The 743-nt window shown below is 71.5% G+C and carries 1 protein-coding gene; it reads right to left on the bottom strand.

Features of this window, described 5'->3' with window-relative positions; translation table 11 throughout:
- A partial coding sequence (locus tag B7L92_RS42515; protein WP_497591133.1) for a phenylacetate--CoA ligase occupies positions 1-600 on the bottom strand: 600 nt, incomplete at its 3' end.
- Positions 601-743: the final 143 nt, after the last annotated feature.

Below are 743 nucleotides of genomic sequence, written 5' to 3'. Positions count from 1 at the left end.
GCCCTGCCGCTCGAACTCGTCGAGCAGCGTGAGCATGTAGGACGGGGTGACCATGATGACCGTGGGCTCCAGGTCCTGGATCAGCCGCACCTGGCGGGACGTCATCCCGCCGGAGGCGGGGATCACCGTGCAGCCGAGTCGCTCGGCGCCGTAGTGGGCGCCCAGGCCGCCGGTGAACAGTCCGTAGCCGTAGGCCACATGGACCGTGTCGCCGGGACGGCCGCCCGCGGCGCGGATCGAACGGGCCACCATGTCCGCCCACAGGGACAGGTCGCCCTCGGTGTAGCCGACGACCGTGGGGCGTCCGGTGGTGCCGCTGGAGGCGTGGATGCGGCGGATGCGGTCGCGCGGCACGGCGCACATGCCGTAGGGGTAGTGCTCCCGCAGGTCCGCCTTGGTGGTGAACGGGAACCGGGCCAGGTCGGAGAGCGAGCGGCAGTCGTCCGGGTGGACGCCCGCCTTGTCGAACGACGCGCGGTAGAACGGCACGTTGTCGTACGCGTGCCGCAGCGAGGCCCGCAGCCGCTCGAGCTGGAGCGCCCGCAGCCCTTCCGCGTCGAGCCGTTCCGCCGGGTCCAGCAGGTCCGCCGCCTCCGTCATCGGCACCTTCCCCTCACCTGTCGCGCCTGTCGTCGCTGTCGCACCGATCCGGTCGACCGATCATTCGGTCGACCCTCCGGGATCAGTAATCCAGGCCATCCGGCCCAGGGCAAGACCCGGGCCTGCACATTTTCCGCGTCGGC

The sequence above is a fragment of the Streptomyces viridosporus genome, from assembly GCF_002078235.1.
Classification (GTDB): Bacteria; Actinomycetota; Actinomycetes; order Streptomycetales; family Streptomycetaceae; genus Streptomyces; species Streptomyces viridosporus.
Note: the sequence above shows the minus strand (reverse complement) of the source record. Positions and strands in the feature narration are given on the sequence as shown.